This is a genomic window from Photobacterium sanguinicancri (assembly GCF_002265265.1).
In the GTDB taxonomy this organism is placed as follows: Bacteria; Pseudomonadota; Gammaproteobacteria; order Enterobacterales; family Vibrionaceae; genus Photobacterium; species Photobacterium sanguinicancri.
Window position 1 is genome coordinate 1 of record NZ_NOIF01000094.1, and the last position, 17,868, is coordinate 17,868.

Here is a 17,868-nt window from a genome sequence, read left to right on the forward strand (position 1 = left end):
TCCCAAGAACGGTAAAACCAAGACCTCAACGATATGCCAAAAATAAGAAAGCCGCTCACCTTAAGTGAACGGCATTAGAACCAAGGTTCGGCTTTTTATTATGCGTAAAATCAATTCGGCTTATTTAGTGCCGAAGATTTTATCACCTGCATCACCAAGACCAGGTACGATGTAGCCTTTATCATTAAGCTTCTCATCGATAGCTGCAGTATATAGCTCTACATCTGGGTGTGCTTTTTCTAGTGCAGCAATACCTTCTGGCGCAGCAACAAGTACAAGCACTTTGAATGATTTACAGCCTTGCTCTTTAAGAAGATCAAGTGTTGCAATCATAGAACCGCCAGTTGCTAGCATAGGATCAACAACAAGAGCGATACGCTCATCAATGTTTGATGCTAGTTTGTTGAAGTAAGGTACTGGCTCTAGTGTTTCTTCGTCACGGTAGATACCGACAACGCTGATACGTGCACTTGGCATGTGCTCAAGTACGCCGTCCATCATGCCAAGACCTGCACGAAGAATAGGCACAACTGTTACTTTTTTACCTTTCAATTGATCAATTTCAACTGGACCGTTCCAGCCTTCAATTGTCACTTTTTCCGTCTCGAAGTCTGCCGTTGCTTCATAAGTCAGCAAGCTACCAACTTCCGTTGCTAATTCACGGAAACGCTTAGTGCTGATATCACCTTCACGCATAAGGCCAATCTTATGTTTAACAAGTGGGTGTTTAACCTCAACGACTTTCATCTATGACTCCTAACAGCAAAAAAATATAAAATCGCGCTATTGTACACGATACCTTCCTAAATTTTAGCGACTCATTCACTTAAACACGCTTTTTTTGTGTGTTTGTTGCTTCTTTAAGCAAACGTTTGTCTCAGGAAGGTTTATATCTCTAAAAAATGAATCAACAGACACAGCAGAATTAAAACGCTATACATAAATGATCATCCATTCTCTTACGCAGTTTTTTCATCACCAATGCTCACCACAGGGCTACGCTTAAAATATCATCGATATTCACGAGAAATTCGCAAACCAAAAATATTGACGCAAACGTTTCCCTTTCCGCCACGACTGCTGTTATCATACCCACGATTTCTACTTCAGCCCCATTAAATAATGGCCTAATCAGTACGATTATTTAATGTGTTTGGTGTACATACCGTGAGGAAACTCTTGTGAGCGGCAATAATTCTTCTCTTAGTTATAAAGATGCTGGTGTTGATATCGATGCAGGTAATGCGTTGGTTGATCGTATTAAAGGTGTGGTTAAACGCACTCGTCGTCCTGAAGTGATGGGCGGTATTGGTGGTTTTGGGGCATTGTGCTCCCTACCGACTAAATATAAAGAGCCAGTATTGGTATCAGGCACCGATGGCGTAGGGACTAAACTACGTCTTGCGATGGATCTGAAACAACACGATACCATTGGTATTGACCTTGTTGCTATGTGTGTGAACGACCTTATCGTTCAAGGCGCAGAACCTCTATTCTTCCTTGATTACTATGCAACAGGTAAACTTGATATCGATACAGCAGCTGCAGTTGTTGCCGGTATTGGTGAAGGCTGTGTGCAATCAGGTTGTTCTTTGATTGGTGGTGAAACGGCGGAAATGCCAGGCATGTACCACGGCGAAGACTACGACGTTGCAGGTTTCTGTGTGGGTGTTGCTGAGAAATCAGAAGTTATCGATGGTACGAAAGTAAAAGCTGGCGATGCGCTAATCGCAGTTGGCTCAAGTGGCCCACACTCTAACGGTTACTCGTTAATTCGTAAGATCATCGAAGTTTCAAATGCAGACCTTAACGAAGAACTAGAAGGCAAGTCACTGGCAGAACACCTGCTAACGCCAACTAAAATCTACGTTAAATCTACGCTTAAGATGATGGAAAGCTGTGATGTTCACGCTATTTCACACATCACTGGTGGTGGTTTCTGGGAAAATATCCCACGCGTACTACCAGAAGGAACAAAAGCAGTTGTTGACGGTTCAAGCTGGCAGTGGCCTGCTATTTTCAACTGGCTACAGCAAGCAGGTAACGTTGAAACGTACGAAATGTACCGTACCTTTAACTGTGGTGTTGGTCTTGTTATCGCTCTACCTCAAGAGCAAGCAGCACAAGCAATCGAGATCCTAACAGCTGAAGGCGAAAACGCTTGGCTGCTGGGTGAAATTGCAAATGTTGAAGCTGGCGAAGAGCAAGTAGAAATTAAGTAAGGCAGTACGGCAATGAAAAATATCGTTGTCCTGATCTCAGGAAATGGCTCAAACCTACAGGCAATTTTAGATGCTTGTGAAAATAGTACCATCGCGAATGCAAAAGTAGCCGCGGTGCTATCAAACAAAGCTGACGCCTATGGTTTAGAGCGAGCACGACAGGCTAATGTCGATGCTTTACATGTCTCTGCGGCTAATTTTAGTGACAGAGAAACCTTTGATAAGGCAATGATTGAAAAAATCGATGCCTATCAGCCTGATTTAATTATCCTTGCTGGTTTTATGCGGATCCTAAGTGGCGACTTTGTGCGTCATTATCAAGGGAAGATGATTAACATTCATCCTTCGCTATTACCTAAGTATCCGGGGCTTCATACCCACCAGCGTGCATTAGATGCAGGCGATACGGAACACGGTACCAGTGTTCACTTCGTCACTGAAGAGCTTGATGGTGGTCCTGTGATTTTACAAGCTAAAGTGCCGATCTTTGCAGATGACACTGTGGACAATATTTTTTCACGCGTGCAAGAGCAAGAGCATCGCATCTACCCATTAGTCGCACATTGGTTTATCAATGAACGCCTAGCAATGATCGATGGGCAAGCCTCTTTAGACGGTAATACCTTAGCTTCGCATGGCTATGCTGCTGACGATTAATATCCATTCGAACGATAAATAATAAAAAACGCAGTCAATTTACATTGACTGCGTTTTTTTATGATTCAAATAACGCGTTTACTTTGATGCCACCCGGTTAAAAATCGGCTCACCAAAGTGGAATACATTCATTTCACCAACGGCCATTTTATGCCAATTTTCATCATTCGTGAGTGGCTGAGTAGCTATCACGGTCACAACATCATTCGGAGTTGTTTCTTGATTAAAATCTATCGTGACATCTTCATCAATCAATGACGCTTGGCCAAATGGCGCTCGACGGGTAATCCAATGAAGGTTATTGGTGCAATATGTCACCACATCATCCCCGTCACTTAGCAGCATATTATATACCCCAAGTTTACGCAGTTCATCGCAACACGTTGCCATAAAGCCATACAGTTCATCAGGATCTGTTGGGCGTTGAGAAAACTTCGCTTCAAGCTGATTAAGTAACCAACAGAAAGCCATCTCACTATCCGTATCGCCGACAGGCTGAAAACGACCCGTTGCTAATAGCTGGTAATCAGTCAATTGCCCATTATGAGCAAATGTCCAATAACGTCCCCACAACTCTCGCGTAAATGGATGGGTATTTTCTAAACACACACCACCGCGATTCGCCTGACGAATGTGGCTGACCACAGCACAGCTTTTTATTGGATATTCCTGTACCAATTCAGCAATACGTGATTTACAGCTTGGATTCGGGTCTTTAAACGTACGAAAGCCTTTACCTTCGTAAAACGTAATTCCCCAACCATCACGATGTGGGCCGGTATTTCCACCCCGCTGCATCAAGCCTGTAAAGCTGAAGCAGATATCGGTTGGCACATTGGCGCTCATGCCAAGCAATTCACACATATTCCTTTATGCCCTTTTTTCTTAAAAGCTAAACGTAAGAACTCTTCACACGAGGTTAGTTGTACTCGGTCAGCCAACTAACCTCAAGTAAAAGGGTTATTCCGCAACCATTTCCTTTTCAACTAGCATGATTAAGATATGAATGATCTTAATATGTACTTCTTGAATTCGGTCAGCAAAGCCAAAATGTGGTACACGAATTTCAACATCGGCAAGACCCGCCATTTTGCCGCCGTCTTTACCGGTTAACGCAATCACTTTCATGCCTTTCGCATGTGCAGCTTCAATCGCTTTTAAAATATTACCTGAATTGCCTGATGTTGATAGACCAAACAACACATCACCCTTTGAGCCAACAGCTTCAAGGTAACGTGAGAATACGTAGTCGTAGCCAAAATCATTACTTACACACGATAGATGACTTGGATCTGAAATCGCGATACCAGGGTAGCCTGGACGGTTCTCACGGTAGCGACCTGTCAACTCTTCAGCGAAGTGCATAGCATCGCAGTGAGAGCCACCATTACCACATGATAATACTTTACCACCTTGTTTGAATGACGCAGCCAATAGCTTAGCAGCGGCTTCAATGTCGGCCATGTTTTTATCATCACTTAAAAAGTGGTTCAGTACGTCAGCAGCTTCGGTTAGCTCTGCACGAATTAGATCTTGGTACATAGGCTATTCTCTTATTATTCGTTAATGCACGCATCTATAGGGCCGCACGCGACCCTTCATTATTACGCGCCAGTATCAGCAGTGTACAAAGAAACAGTCGAGGGTGTCGACTCCTGAACCGAGACATTGTCAGCGTTTTGCGCTAATTGCTTACGTAATGATGCAACATCCGCCACTAACGCAATATTTTCACCCGCAAAAACACCTGCATTGCTCAGTTTTGTACCGACATGCGGTGCAACACCATAGAAATAAACAGGGTAATCACGAATACGATCAACTGCATTTTCTAATGCATGGATCGCCGTAATATCTATGGTCGTCACATCCGAAAAATCTAAGACCACAGCACGAGTGCCCGTTAACGCATTATCTATTACCGCAAAGGCTTTTTCGCTAGCCGCAAAAAAGAGCGGGCCATTAATATCATAAACCACAACATCATCACCTAACTCAAGGTGTGGATGAGACTTAGCAACTGACACAGTTGTTAAGCTAGCGATACGATGAATAAACAACACCCCAGCAAGCAGTAAACCCACAACAACGGCAACAACCATGTCAAATACGACGGTTAAGCTAAAGCATGTTAGCAGCACAGCAACATCACGGCGTGGCGCAACTTTTAAGGTATGTACAAAATGTGGTGCTTCAGACATATTCCAAGCAACCATAATAAGTAAACCCGCTAATGCACTCATCGGGATATACGATAACGCAGGTGCCAGCACAATCATCGCTGTCAGCACAAACAATGCATGAACAATGGCAGAAACTGGCGAGAATGCACCAGCACGAATGTTAGTTGCAGTACGCGCAATAGCGGCTGTTGCTGGAATACCACCAAAAAATGGCACGACCATATTCGCAATGCCCTGCCCTACTAATTCAGCGTCTGGGTTATGTTTTTTACCTGTCATACCATCGGCAACAACGGCACACAGTAAAGACTCAATACAACCTAGCATTGCGATGGTGAATGCCGCTGGTAACAAATCAACCACCAGCTGCCAATTCATGCCATCAGCACTCCAAGGTAAGGTAAATTGTGGTAATACTTGAGGAATACCTTGGCCAATTAAGTCACCGATCTGGTATTGGAATTTTTCACCCAATAAACCAACATGCGCCCCCGTCATGTTATTCACAACTAAGGCAATAACAGTACCTGCTAGTAAGGCTACAACGTGTGGTGGAATACGCGTTTTTAGTTTGGCCCAACCAATAAAAATCGCAATCGTAGCAAAACCTACAGCTGCATCCGCTCCGTTTGTTGAAGGTAGTGCCTGCGCGTAAGCCATCACTTTTTCAGGAAAATGTACTGGGTTCGTTGCCACATGTAGACCAAGTAAATCTTTCAACTGCAAAAACGCAATCACCAAGCCAATACCCGCCGTAAAGCCCGTCGTAACAGGGTATGGCACATATGCGACCAACTGACCTAAGCGTAAGATCCCCATTAGTACCAGAATCATGCCCGACATTAACGTCGCCAGCATTAAACCGGATAAACCGTATTGTTGAGTAATAGGCAATAAAATAACGACAAACGCCGCGGTTGGTCCCGAAATATTAAAACGTGAACCACCAAATAATGCAGCCAATAAACCTGCCACAATAACCGTATATAGGCCGTGTTGCGGAGGAACACCGACTGCGATTGCCAGTGCCATCCCCAATGGAATAGCCACAACACCTACGGTAATACCCGCAATTAAATCAGCACGAATTTTGGAAGAAGAAAAGCCTTCGTCCCACGCTTGGCGTAAAGCATGAAATAACAACACTACGAGCTCCTGCAATTAAGCAACAGATTCAACAGAAATAGCTGTCCACCCGAGAGAGGGATTCCGGCGGGCATGTGTCAGTCGGAGTTCGGGTAAGGCAACAAATATAGGTAGATATTGTCACTGAGGATGAGTAGCTAAACGAACAATCAACACACTTAAGCAAGGAAGCATGGGGATATGACGAAAAAACAAGCGACTCAGGAACGTGAGCAACATCACAAGATATGCGTATGTTAGACCTATTAGGTTTTTTAGCAAGGTCAAAAATGCATCTTACTGATCTCAGTCAACCCCAGTGATAGCAAGGCCTTAACTACAACTGGTTATGTAACTGTTCACTTTCAGAGCAGAAAAGTATTTTACATTTTGTTAAAAAAACAATTACAATTATCACAAGTGGTAAGACCTCTTACCTAGCATAAAACGTACCTACAACGACAAACATAATTAAAATTAGTCGCACCAAGATTAAGGAGAATCACCATGGTCACTTTTGTGTACCTGCTCGGTCTGATCGGTTTAATCGGGTTACTCGCCTACCATCGCGCGAACCTACGCACCTTCACGCTTGCTATTGCAGCAGGCCTAGCCATCGGCACCGTGCTCGATGTGGCCGGTCAATTTAGCTGGTTAATCTTTTTAGCCATCGCTATCCCTCTAAACATTACCTCGCTTCGTAAACAACTCTTAAGCAAACCTGCGTTAGGTATGTTTAAAAAAGTGATGCCAGAAATGTCCCGCACCGAAAAGGAAGCCATCGATGCGGGTACGGTATGGTGGGAAGCTGATTTATTTCGCGGCGCACCTGACTGGAACAAAATGCATGATATTCCGGCCCCCCGTCTAAGCGCAGAAGAGAAAGCATTCCTTGACGGCCCAGTCAACGAAGTCTGCCGCATGACCAATGACTACCAAATCACTCATGAGCTGGCTGATCTACCACCTGAGATCTGGCAATACTTAAAAGATCACAAATTCTTCGCCATGATCATCAAAAAAGAATATGGCGGTTTAGACTATTCAGCCTATGCACAATCGCTGGTACTGCAAAAACTGACTGGTGTATCCGGTGTCTTATCGTCAACTGTAGGCGTTCCAAACTCTTTGGGCCCTGGTGAACTATTGCAACACTACGGAACTGAAGAACAGAAAAACCACTACTTACCTCGCCTTGCGGAAGGTAAAGAAATTCCATGTTTTGCGCTTACAAGCCCAGAAGCGGGCTCTGATGCAGGATCTATCCCTGATTTTGGGATTGTCAAAAAAGGGATGTGGCAAGGCGAAGAAGTACTTGGTATGGAACTCACGTGGAACAAACGTTACATCACCCTTGCGCCAGTCGCGACGGTGCTTGGCCTGGCATTTAAGCTGTTCGACCCAGAGCACCACCTCGGAAACGAAGAAGATTTAGGGATTACCTGTGCCCTCATTCCAACTGACATTCATGGTGTTAAAATTGGTCGTCGTCACTTCCCACTGAATGTGCCATTCCAAAATGGTCCAACCCAAGGTGAAAAAGTCTTTGTTCCAATTAGCTTCATCATTGGTGGCCAAGAAATGGCAGGCCAAGGCTGGCGTATGTTGGTCGAATGTTTATCTGTTGGTCGCGGTATTACTCTGCCATCAAATGCAACAGGGGGGTTAAAAACAGCGGCTTTAGCAACGGGTGCCTATGCGCGTATTCGTCGTCAATTCAAATTACCTATCGGTAAAATGGAAGGCATTGAAGAACCGCTAGCACGTATTGCCGGTAATACTTATGTGATGGATGCAGCCAGCAGTCTGACTGTTGCTGGAATCGACCTTGGTGAAAAACCATCCGTTATTTCTGCAATAGTGAAATACCACTGTACCCACCGCAGCCAACAAAGTGTCATTGATGCAATGGATATCGCTGGCGGTAAGGGTATCTGTATGGGGCCGAGTAACTTCCTTGCTCGAGGCTATCAAGGTGCTCCGATTGCCGTGACCGTTGAAGGTGCCAACATCCTGACTCGCTCGATGATTATCTTTGGTCAAGGGGCTATCCGTTGCCACCCATATGTCCTTGCAGAAATGAATGCGGCGTACAACGATAACGAAGAACAAGCGCTGAACGATTTTGATCAATCGCTCTTTGGCCACGTCGGCTTTGTTATCAGTAACGTCATCCGTTCTTTCTGGTTTGGTCTGACTGATGGGCGAGGTTCTAATACACCGCGTAAAGATGAAACTGCCCGTTATTATCAACAGCTCAACCGCTATAGTGCCAACCTCGCACTACTTGCTGATATATCCATGGTTGTGTTGGGTGGTTCACTGAAACGTAAAGAGCGCCTCTCTGCACGACTAGGCGACATACTCAGCCAACTATATCTTTCTTCAGCCACACTGAAGCGTTTTAGCGAAGAAGGTGAGAAAAAAGATGACCTACCTCTAGTACATTGGGGCATGCAAGATTCGCTCTACCAGACAGAGCAAGCCTTGGATCAATTCTTACGTAATTTTCCTAATCGTCCTGTCGCTGGATTACTGCGCATCGTACTCTTCCCTATGGGACTTGGACGCCAAAAACCAACGGATAAACTAGACCATAAAGTAGCACGTATTTTACAAACGCCTTGTGAAAGCCGTAGTCGTTTAGGACGAGGGCAGTTCCTCGAAGCGGTAGAAAATAATGCCGTGGGTATGATGGAACAAGCGCTGAAAGATATTCTCGCCGCTGAGCCTATCTATGATCGCGTCTGCCAAGCTGCAGGTAAAAAATACCCATTCATGCAACTTGATAAGCTAGCAGATACTGGTTTAAGTCTGAATGCAATTAACGAGCAAGAAGCAGAGCTCCTACGTAAAGCTGAAGTCGGTCGACTCCGTACCATCAACGTCGATGACTTTGACCCACAAGAACTTGCAGCAGCTCCATTACAAGCTGACAAGCCTATGGGTAATGCCGCATAGTATTCAGCCGACATAGAAGTAGTTACACCGCGCGATCAAAAAAGGGAAGCTTCGGCTTCCCTTCTTTTATTCTCATTATCAGATTATGCAGGTTTAACACTTTCATCTTCATCATCACTTTCAACTTCATCTAAAGCTTGAGCGATCACTTTTTTGGTTTTCCATTTTCGCCATATAAAGCCACCAGCTACGACTAAGATAACCAACGCAATATTACTGCCAATAATCACTTTCATCGCCTTAGAGCGAGCCAGCGCCTGCTCCACAGCCAAACGGGCATCTTCTTCTGCTTGTGCTTTTAATTGCTGCTGATGACGAAAATCTTCCAAGTTTCGATCCAATTGCAGCTCTGCTTGTATTGCAAAATGTTTTTTAGGTAAACCAAAAATCAACTCACGATTATTTAATAAGTCTGTCGCATATAACCAACCAGACCAACCATACTGCCCCGGTTCGCCAAGATTAGGGATAATGATTTTCAATCCTTCTTGCTCGCCCGTCGCATGACCTTGCGTGATCGTCGATTTGCCTTCGGGATCGATTTGTTCAATATGGGCAGCTAAAGATCCAGGCACAACAGCGCCCATTTCCGGCGTAATCACAAACTGGTGAGGCTCTATTTGATCACGACCTTGAATAAAATCGGCGGTTAATGGCGGTGGATAAATTAACACTTGCTGCTCAAATGTACGCAGAAAAATACCATTACGAGACGAAACTCGAACTCGATATTTCCCCGGTTGAATGTCTATTGGTAGCGCGACAGTAAAAACACCGTCCCCAGGGTATTCATCAAAACCAATACCATCATCAGCAAACTCACCCAAAATAATTGGGCTTGGTCTGGATTTTTCAGGAAGAGAGTCAGGGTTCTCAACATACTCTAGCAACTCAACTTGAAGCTTCACTCGATCAAGAAAATCTCTAGAAGTCAGTAACTTGTCACCTTGAAGCAAACGAGCGGTAAATTTGAGGGTTTCCGATTGATACAAACGAGACGGCAGATCATCAATATCAAGTCGAAGATTAGATAATACATCTATTTTATTTTTGGGCGTTACTCGCCCGACAGCTTGCCATGGTCCGGGCATCGGGTTTTCTATCGATATAATATCAACACCCTTTTCCTCATACCACGACACGTTATCAGGGTGACGCCACGCATAATATTTGGTGCCATCAGGCCGAACGATCACGACAGAGTTACTTTCTATATCGCGCTTGACCATAAAAGACACTTGATCGACAGTAGGATCGACACGGAAACGGTTATCAAGCCATGACATTTGCGTACTTTCTTGAGCCCAAGAAAATAGAGGCAAAAATATCACTAATATCAATAACCGTGGCATACGTCTCCTACTGGCGCCACATCGGGTCACCTTTGATCACATCCAAACGCAATTCATGCGCTTTTAATTCATCGGCAGATGCACGGATAACCTTTAATGTTTTACGTCCAGAAGCTAAACGTTTGATGGCTTTTTCAACACCGTCCTCATTACTTCCGTCAGCACTTAATGCCAAGGTGGTTTGCCCACCCGTCATCATTAAATAAACGTCAGCGAGGATCTCGGCATCGAGCAAAGCGCCGTGGAGAGTTCGGTGCGAGTTATCGATACCGTAACGCGAACATAAGATATCTAGGTTATTTCGCTTACCAGGAAATAGCTTCTTCGCCATATCCAAGGTATCTGTAACCTTACAGAAATCTTCTGTTTTACCTATCGACGCATTGAGTTTACTAAACTCATAATCCATAAAACCGATATCGAAGGGCGCGTTATGTGCGACAAGCTCAGCCCCTTGGATAAAGTCCATAAACTCTTGATGGATGTCGCCGTAGGTTGGCTTATCAAGCAAGAATTCATCGGTGATACCATGGACACCAACGGCTTCTTCATCGATAGCGCGATCCGGTTTGATATAAACGTGGAACGTATTACCGGTGAATTTGCGATTGACGATCTCAACAGCACCAATTTCAACAATACGGTGGCCCTCATAGTGTGGGCCTGTCATATTCATACCGGTGGTTTCGGTATCGAAGACAATAATTCGGTGGTCAGTAGCTTTTTTCATAATGGCGATTGTGTCAGACTCAAGTTTTCTCTAAGACGCATACTATCAAATATGACCAAGCAGGTAGACATTTTCACTGATGGATCGTGTTTAGGTAACCCAGGGCCTGGTGGATACGGGACTGTTTTACGCTATAAACAACACGAAAAAGAGCTTTCCTCAGGCTACTTTATGACGACAAACAACAGGATGGAACTGCTTGCAGCAATTGTAGGCTTAGCCAGCCTCAAAGAATCCTGCATGGTTGATTTAACCACCGATAGCCAATATGTTCGCCAAGGCATTACGCAATGGATCCATAACTGGAAAAAACGTGGCTGGAAAACAGCAGATAAGAAACCCGTGAAAAACGCAGATCTATGGCAACAACTCGATATTGAAACCCAGCGCCACACTGTTAACTGGCACTGGGTGAAAGGGCATGCTGGCCATCCTGAAAATGAGCGCTGTGATGATTTAGCGCGTGCAGCAGCAGAGTCTCCGACTCAGCCAGATGAAGGCTATCAAGCCTCTAATTAACACGTAGTGGTGCTAATTGACGTCTTAATTTCCAAGTAGGTTTAATAGGCTTCAAAGGGTATGTGCGTTTTCGTGCAACAATAAAATACAAACCACCTAGTGATGGGAAGTGCTCTGATAACGCACTTTCCGCCCATGCTGAACATGCAAGGTGTCGTGTCGCAGGGAGTACCGCGAATTTTTCACTATAAACCACTTCATAATTCAGCACACCAAGCCAGTCTTTCACCCGCATCGGCATGAACATTTGCCCGCGCCAAGGGTATTTCTTTCGGTTCCAAGGCAGCAAGCCTTTGACTCCAAGCCAACTAACTGGATTCGACCCCGTCAAAATCAAATAACCATCATCTACCATAACGCGATCAACTTCACGCAACAAACGGTGTGGATCATTACAATAATCAAGTTGATGCGCGAGTATACAAGTATCAAACGATTTTTTTAGAAAGGGCAGGTGCAGTGTGTCCGCAATGACGTTATGTAGCGGATTATACTGATCAATACATACCTGATGTTGAATGTTACAATGCCCACTAGCGAGTTCACAACTGAGCCCTCCAAGTTTCAGCATATGATAGCCAAACAGTTTTGGGCACCACTCATCAAGATGAGCTTGTAGCTGCTTTGCCATCCATTCGCCATGCTTCACTTGAGACCAAGTGTATGGCGCTTCAATATGTTTTAATGTCCGCGCTGGCTTCATATGTATTGCTCAATACCTTAAAGGTTGGAGACAAATTTAATGCTAACGATTCAAAGCATACCTGCATTTAATGACAATTACATCTGGCTAATTCACAGTCAAGATAATCATTGCGTGGTTGTCGATCCTGGTGATGCCACCCCTGTTATCAAGGTATTAGAAGAACAACAGCTCACTTTAGATGCCATCCTGCTGACACACCATCATCACGACCACATCGGTGGAATTAGCGAACTAAAGCGCTTCGCTCCCCAATGTAATATCGTTGGGCCAGCCAATGAACCTATCCCAGGCATATCTCAGTCCGTGTCTGATGGCGATCAGGTCGAACTTTTCGGTGAGCGCTTTATGGTTCTGGGCCTACCAGGACATACTCTAGGGCACGTTGCCTATGTGGGTGATGAAAAGCTTTTCTGTGGTGATACTCTCTTCTCTGCAGGTTGTGGTCGTTTATTTGAAGGCACGCCTGAGCAAATGTTTAACTCACTTCAAAAGCTGGCTGCATTACCTGATGAGACCGAAGTTTACTGTTCTCATGAATACACCTCGAGCAATTTATCTTTCGCACTCGTGGCAGAACAAACAAATCCACACTTACAGCGCTATCGTGAAGAGGTAAGCCGTAAGCGTGCACAAGGCATTAGCACCATCCCATCCACAATGGGGCAAGAAAAATTAATAAATCCTTTCTTGCGCTGCGATCAGCCAAACATCAAAAAAAGTGTTGCTGATAAAGCAGTTAATGATAGTGACCTCGAAACCTTCGCTGCGCTACGCCGTTGGAAAGACGAATTTTGACCTGTGTCACTTGTCACTAAGGTGGTTGGGCAAGTATTATCACCAACCATTTTGGCTTTAGGCAGGAACAATGAAGTCCCGATTTTTTTTAGCAAGTGCGCTATTTCTGGCTGGTTGCCAATTAACGAACACAGTAGAAGAACAAGCAAACACAAACCAAGAGCCCAAAGAGGCTTCAACGCAGGTTAAACCCGCGAAAACGGTTGTCACTCCTCCTATTGTCAAACCAGAAATCAAAGTCATCACGCCACAAGAACAAGAAGACTTGTGGCTTCGTATTGGCATGCAAATCGATACTGATGCCATCCCCGAGAATAAAGATGTTCGACACTACCGTAATTGGTATCTCAAACACCCAACTCATCTTGAAACTGTCGCGAAACGTGCAGAACCTTTCTTATACTTAATCGTAGAAGCTGTTGAGGAGCGAAACCTTCCTCTCGAGCTCGCTTTACTACCGATTGTTGAAAGCTCATTTGACCAATTTGCCTACTCTCATGGCCGTGCTGCTGGTCTTTGGCAAATTACGCCCCCTACAGGCCGTAGCTTTGGCCTAGAGCAGAACTGGTGGTATGACGGTCGTCGTGATGTTGTAGAGTCAACACGGGCAGCGCTAGACCTTCTAGAGTACCTTAACCGTAAGTTTGATGGTAACTGGCAGCATGCACTTGCCGCCTACAACACAGGTGAAGGTCGAGTATTTCGCGCAATCCGCAATAATAAAGCAGCAGGTAAACCAACTGACTTCTGGTCACTTAGCCTACCCAAAGAAACCAGTGGTTATGTACCTAAACTCTATGCTGTTGCTGATGTGATTAAAAACCAGAAGAAGTATGGTTTATCTATTCCAATGGTAGCGAATAAACCGGCTGTTGCCGTGGTTAAGCCCGGTATTCAGATGGATTTAGGCATGGCTGCGCGATATGCCGGTATCAAAACAGCGGATCTACAAAAACTGAATCCAGCCTACAATTCTTGGGCGACATCACCAGATAAGAATAATGACCTACTACTGCCAATCAATAAAGTTGCTCGTTTTAATAAGCAATTTGCAGCTAGTAATCACCAAGGCATGAAGGTTGTTCGCTATAAAGTAAAATCTGGTGACTCTCTAAGCGTATTGGCAAAGCGCAACCACACATCAGTGAAGCAGATCCAGCGTGCAAACAACATGAATAATACAAACATTCGTGTTGGTAAGCACATCCTGATCCCTGTTGCACTTCAAGATGGTGAAAGTAGCCAACTGTCGACAGCACTTCAGCAAGTTCGCAGCCAAAATAGCCATGGCGGTGGTTATCGTACAATCTACAAGGTCAAGTCTGGTGATAGCTTGTGGACCATTGCCCGCAAGCAGAATGTATCCATCGACCAATTAACCAAGTGGAATGGTTTAAGTAAAAAGAAAACACTACGTGTCGGTCAAAAATTAACGATTTGGAAAGACAGTAACGACGGTGAAATCATCCGTACTGTTTACTACAAAATTCGTCAAGGCGATAACCTAAGTACGATTGCAAAACGTTATAAAGTTAAAGTCGCTGATGTTGTTAAATGGAACCAACTTAGTGGTCAAAAATACCTAAAACCAGGCCAACAACTCAAACTGTATGTTGATGTAACTAAGGTAAGTGTATGACGCCGTCTAAAAACCCACTCGTAGCTTTAGTGGATATTTTTCGTTCACCTATCGACTGTTTTGCGGCTATTCATGAACGACCGAAGTGGTCACTTTTAGCGTATATTCTGATCATATTTGGCTCTGTCGCCATGTGGGGAGCCTATTTCAACAATGTTGATTTACCATGGCTCCAACAAACCCTAACGGCACAGCTAAGTAACGTAGAGCATGATGTTCAGCAAGCATGGTTGACTAAGGAAGTGCTTCTCGCAGGTGAGGTATTTAGCGATCTAGTTGGTCGTACTGCCGTCCTATTTATATTAGCACTATGGCTTAACCTTGCGACGAAAGGTAGCCAATACACGATCAGTTTTGGTAAATGGTTGGCTGCATCGTGCTTTATTATGATGCCATCTGTGATTGGGGATTTCGCTAGTTACATCAATATTATGTTTAACCCTGCCAACATTTTGCCAAATGCCGCAGATTTAAACAGCTTGAACGGTTTACTCAAATTGCCACTAAATAATCCATGGTCGCCATTCATGACGACCATGCCTTTATTAGCACCTTGGTATATAGCATTAACCTACGCAGCTGTTGGCGCATGGACTGATTTTGATCGTGCAAAAGCGATCATCGTTGCCGCTTTACCTTGGTTGCTGGTTATTGTTGTTTGGCCACTGATGATTGCGTTGGCTTGATTTTAAAGCTCGCAATAATGGGATTATGATCGGAGGCATCTGTTAATGGTGCCTCCGCATGTATCAGTGCTAGCCCTCTGTAATACATGTGATCAAGTGGTTGACCTAGGATTTTGATCCGTTGATCGTTACCAAGTTTTACCTCATGCAAAGCTAACCGTCCTGTCATCGCCTCAACAATATCTAACCTTGCTTGACGCCAACTATTAAAATCTCCGGCTAAAATCATTGGCCCTGAATGTGTGGCTAATGCACGTTCCAGTTTAACCATCTGCTCCTCATACTCCTCCACTCCTACGGTAAAATTCACACCGTGCAAGTTAACGACAGCTAATTCTTGCCCATTGGATAATTGATAACGAGCAAACAGTGCAGATTTAGGGAGCCGTAGCCAAGGCTCCATAGAGAGATAAGCACAGGTTTTATTAGCACTGGTCTTCGAAAGATTCATAACCCCCGCAGACGTATCTAAAAACTTAAACGCATTTGCCATAGTAACTTGCCAAGAAGCGCTACGCAGGTAATCCGCTAGACCCGTTGTAAGGTTCGCCTCTTGCAGCAGTACCAACTGACTACCGGCACTGTATTCTTGTAGTGCTTCTTGCCAATTGTCTCTTTGCTGCTTATAAATATTCCACACCGTCACATGTAATTTACCATCAACATCAAGCGGTAAAACACCTTGTTTGGTAATGCAATTATAGGAGTATTCCGGTACCACTGTTTTAATGTCAGTCGCCAGCTCAGGGGTTTGCGTTACCTTAAATGACCACTCTGTAAAGCTTATAGTACCTGCAGCTAGTAAAACACCAGCAACAATTAAAATTCGTATATAACGCGCCATTTTATCTCCAATAAAAAAGCATAAGCTCGCACTTATGCTTAATCTAACAGTAGCGTCACTTATCGACTTATCTTACCGTGCGCCTATTAATAATGCTCGCCGTTATCATAATAAGCACTTGGCGTCAGAGCCGTAAAAATAACAGCAACATCTTGGCTATCATTCGCCACAGCTTGACGCACTAATGCCGTTATGTGGACGGCAACAGCATCCTGAACCTCTTGACCACGATCAAACCAGAAAACTTCTGCAAAAGGATATGCTTGAGAGACTTCACCATCAAAAACGAATGTTGAAGGAATATGCTCAATCGTAAAATCTTCTCGTGGGCAATTCATCAATGGCTGTAACGCATCAACAAGCTGCGTAGAAATCGCTTGTACATGTTGCGCATCAATAGCACGAAAACGAAAGTGAGGCATGATAGTTCCAGTATTTACGTATAAAAATCACAAGATATCACCTCCTAGGCTTTTCCCGCACTAACTTTAGATCATCATCATTGTTTATTTTGCCTCAGCACAAATTTTGTTAAGCTCCAACCAACAATAAAACATCGAACAATTAATGAGTAATTATGAAAAAGTTTATACCGTTACTATTCATAATATTTGCGCCTGTTTCATATGCAAATACTGATCATGAGCGTCGCATCACTGAACTTGAGTACCAAGTGAGCCAGCTGACTCAGCAAGTGTATAAACTTCAGATTCAACTGAATAACAACAATCAGAACACCAACTCTGGGCTGCATATGTATCAATGTCGACTTAGCGTCTTTACCAAAGAATACAGCGAGCGATCAACGAGTCGTGGACAAGCAATTGCAAAAATTATTGATCAGTGCACTGACTCCAACGATGACATGTTTTGTAAGCCTGAAGACGTGCAATGCTCAAAGTTTTAATGCGGAATTAACTAGTTAAGTGCTCCCCTATATTTAACTACAAACTAGATGACAGAAACGAAAAAGGCTCCAGCATCTCTGCTAGAGCCTTAAAGATGGCAGGGGTGGAGAGATTCGAACGCCCAACACGCGCTGATTTTCGGTATCGGTGAATCCGCTGCTTAGCACTAAATACCAAAAAAGAAAAAGGCGCCAGCATTTCTGCTAGAGCCTTAAATATGGCGGGGGTGGAGAGATCCGAACGCCCAACACGCGCTGATTTTCGGTATCGGTGAATCCGCTGCTGAGCACTAAATATCAAAAACGAAAAAGGCGCCAGCATTTCTGCTAGAGCCTTAAAGATGGCAGGAGTGGAGAAATCCGAACGCCCAACACGCGCTGATTTTCGGTATCGGTGAATCCGCTGCTGAGCACTAAATACCAAAAACGAAAAAGGCTCCAGCATTTCTGCTAGAGCCTTAAAGATGGCAGGGGTGGAGAGATTCGAACTCCCAACACGCGGATTTGGAATCCGCTGCTCTGCCAATTGGAGCTACACCCCT

At 44.3% G+C, this 17,868-nt stretch carries 18 protein-coding genes and 1 tRNA gene; 8 read left to right on the forward strand and 11 right to left on the reverse strand.

The window, feature by feature from the left end; all coding sequences use genetic code 11:
- Positions 1 to 120: 120 nt before the first annotated feature.
- Entirely contained in the window at positions 121 to 747 is a 627-nt protein-coding gene (upp, locus tag ASV53_RS14415; RefSeq protein ID WP_062690708.1) for a uracil phosphoribosyltransferase, read from the reverse strand.
- A gap of 434 nt (positions 748 to 1,181) precedes the next feature.
- Here upp and purM point away from each other — a divergent pair, with 434 nt between their 5' ends.
- Positions 1,182 to 2,222, forward strand: a complete 1,041-nt coding sequence (purM, locus tag ASV53_RS14420) for a phosphoribosylformylglycinamidine cyclo-ligase (RefSeq protein ID WP_062690707.1) — start codon at positions 1,182 to 1,184, stop codon at positions 2,220 to 2,222.
- A gap of 12 nt (positions 2,223 to 2,234) precedes the next feature.
- Entirely contained in the window at positions 2,235 to 2,879 is a 645-nt protein-coding gene (gene purN, locus ASV53_RS14425) for a phosphoribosylglycinamide formyltransferase (RefSeq protein WP_094957569.1), read from the forward strand.
- 78 nt (positions 2,880 to 2,957) lie between these two features.
- Here purN and ASV53_RS14430 read toward each other — a convergent pair whose 3' ends face one another.
- The 3 genes from ASV53_RS14430 to dauA all read right to left on the reverse strand — a co-directional run bounded on the left by ASV53_RS14430 (position 2,958) and on the right by dauA (position 6,208).
- On the reverse strand, positions 2,958 to 3,743 hold the full coding sequence (locus ASV53_RS14430; protein WP_094957570.1) for a class II glutamine amidotransferase: 786 nt from the start codon (positions 3,741 to 3,743) through the stop codon (positions 2,958 to 2,960).
- 96 nt (positions 3,744 to 3,839) lie between these two features.
- Positions 3,840 to 4,421, reverse strand: a complete 582-nt coding sequence (lpcA, locus tag ASV53_RS14435) for a D-sedoheptulose 7-phosphate isomerase (protein ID WP_062690704.1) — start codon at positions 4,419 to 4,421, stop codon at positions 3,840 to 3,842.
- 62 nt (positions 4,422 to 4,483) lie between these two features.
- Positions 4,484 to 6,208, reverse strand: a complete 1,725-nt coding sequence (dauA, locus tag ASV53_RS14440; RefSeq protein ID WP_094957571.1) for a C4-dicarboxylic acid transporter DauA — start codon at positions 6,206 to 6,208, stop codon at positions 4,484 to 4,486.
- 486 nt (positions 6,209 to 6,694) lie between these two features.
- Between dauA and fadE the strand changes: the two genes are divergently transcribed.
- Positions 6,695 to 9,148, forward strand: coding sequence for an acyl-CoA dehydrogenase FadE (gene fadE, locus ASV53_RS14445; RefSeq protein WP_094957572.1), 2,454 nt, complete (start codon positions 6,695 to 6,697; stop codon positions 9,146 to 9,148).
- Positions 9,149 to 9,231: 83 nt separating this feature from the next.
- On the opposite strand, the gene ASV53_RS14450 is transcribed toward fadE, so the two are convergent.
- On the reverse strand, positions 9,232 to 10,500 hold the full coding sequence (locus ASV53_RS14450) for a TIGR03503 family protein (RefSeq protein ID WP_094957573.1): 1,269 nt from the start codon (positions 10,498 to 10,500) through the stop codon (positions 9,232 to 9,234).
- Between the two features lie 7 nt (positions 10,501 to 10,507).
- Positions 10,508 to 11,230, reverse strand: a complete 723-nt coding sequence (gene dnaQ / locus ASV53_RS14455) for a DNA polymerase III subunit epsilon (RefSeq protein ID WP_062690702.1) — start codon at positions 11,228 to 11,230, stop codon at positions 10,508 to 10,510.
- A 51-nt stretch (positions 11,231 to 11,281) separates the two neighbouring features.
- Between dnaQ and rnhA the strand changes: the two genes are divergently transcribed.
- Positions 11,282 to 11,749 (forward strand): ribonuclease HI, encoded by a 468-nt coding sequence (gene rnhA, locus ASV53_RS14460; RefSeq protein WP_094957574.1) that lies wholly within the window; start codon positions 11,282 to 11,284, stop codon positions 11,747 to 11,749.
- On the opposite strand, the gene ASV53_RS14465 is transcribed toward rnhA, so the two are convergent.
- Positions 11,742 to 12,452 carry a methyltransferase domain-containing protein gene (locus tag ASV53_RS14465; protein ID WP_094957575.1) on the reverse strand — a complete coding sequence of 237 codons (711 nt, stop codon included), beginning with the start codon at positions 12,450 to 12,452 and terminating at the stop codon, positions 11,742 to 11,744. The genes rnhA and ASV53_RS14465 overlap by 8 nt on opposite strands.
- Before the next feature lie 39 nt (positions 12,453 to 12,491).
- On the opposite strand from ASV53_RS14465, the gene gloB reads away from it, so the two are divergent.
- From gloB to ASV53_RS14480, 3 genes are all read left to right on the forward strand, one after another.
- The gene (gloB, locus tag ASV53_RS14470; protein WP_062690700.1) at positions 12,492 to 13,250 is read left to right on the forward strand and encodes a hydroxyacylglutathione hydrolase; all 759 of its coding nucleotides are present in this window, start codon (positions 12,492 to 12,494) and stop codon (positions 13,248 to 13,250) included.
- 70 nt (positions 13,251 to 13,320) lie between these two features.
- Positions 13,321 to 14,889 carry a LysM peptidoglycan-binding domain-containing protein gene (locus ASV53_RS14475; protein ID WP_062690699.1) on the forward strand — a complete coding sequence of 523 codons (1,569 nt, stop codon included), beginning with the start codon at positions 13,321 to 13,323 and terminating at the stop codon, positions 14,887 to 14,889.
- The gene (locus ASV53_RS14480) at positions 14,886 to 15,575 is read left to right on the forward strand and encodes a YIP1 family protein (protein ID WP_094957576.1); all 690 of its coding nucleotides are present in this window, start codon (positions 14,886 to 14,888) and stop codon (positions 15,573 to 15,575) included. The genes ASV53_RS14475 and ASV53_RS14480 overlap by 4 nt, the downstream gene beginning before the upstream one ends.
- Here the strand turns inward: ASV53_RS14480 and ASV53_RS14485 are convergent.
- Complete coding sequence (locus ASV53_RS14485) at positions 15,538 to 16,419, reverse strand: endonuclease/exonuclease/phosphatase family protein (RefSeq protein WP_094957577.1); 882 nt, start codon at positions 16,417 to 16,419, stop codon at positions 15,538 to 15,540. The two genes, ASV53_RS14480 and ASV53_RS14485, sit on opposite strands and share 38 nt — an antisense overlap.
- Positions 16,420 to 16,505: 86 nt before the next feature.
- Positions 16,506 to 16,841, reverse strand: coding sequence for a DUF1904 domain-containing protein (locus ASV53_RS14490; protein ID WP_094957578.1), 336 nt, complete (start codon positions 16,839 to 16,841; stop codon positions 16,506 to 16,508).
- A gap of 155 nt (positions 16,842 to 16,996) precedes the next feature.
- Between ASV53_RS14490 and ASV53_RS14495 the strand changes: the two genes are divergently transcribed.
- Positions 16,997 to 17,326, forward strand: a complete 330-nt coding sequence (locus ASV53_RS14495) for a hypothetical protein (RefSeq protein ID WP_094957579.1) — start codon at positions 16,997 to 16,999, stop codon at positions 17,324 to 17,326.
- Between the two features lie 37 nt (positions 17,327 to 17,363).
- On the opposite strand, the gene ASV53_RS14500 is transcribed toward ASV53_RS14495, so the two are convergent.
- On the reverse strand, positions 17,364 to 17,771 hold the full coding sequence (locus ASV53_RS14500) for a hypothetical protein (protein WP_094957580.1): 408 nt from the start codon (positions 17,769 to 17,771) through the stop codon (positions 17,364 to 17,366).
- 20 nt (positions 17,772 to 17,791) lie between these two features.
- Positions 17,792 to 17,868: transfer RNA gene (locus ASV53_RS14505), tRNA-Trp, on the reverse strand.